At 59.4% G+C, this 266-nt stretch carries 1 rRNA gene; it reads left to right on the forward strand.

Going from position 1 to position 266, the window contains the following annotated elements:
• Positions 1-85 (forward strand): 16S ribosomal RNA (locus tag ADL03_RS08810); the annotation flags it as partial.
• Between the last annotated feature and the right edge of the window lie 181 nt (positions 86-266).

Consider the following 266-nt stretch of genomic DNA (forward strand, 5'->3'; position numbering starts at 1 on the left):
AGAGCGGTCGAAGGTGGGACTGGCGATTGGGACGAAGTCGTAACAAGGTAGCCGTACCGGAAGGTGCGGCTGGATCACCTCCTTTCTAAGGAGCATCTACCAGTGTTCTGAGCGAACGTCTCAGCGCTGGTCAGAACCACACCGGCCTTGATGCCGGGTGGGCTCACTAGTGGATGCTGGCTGGCTCGACATTCGGTTGTCACGGCAGTGAGTACTGCGCCTTCGGGTGCGTGGAAAGGTGTCGCGAGGGCTGAGTGAACAGATCG

This window comes from Nocardia sp. NRRL S-836 (genome assembly GCF_001279525.1).
Taxonomy (GTDB): domain Bacteria; phylum Actinomycetota; class Actinomycetes; order Mycobacteriales; family Pseudonocardiaceae; genus Lentzea.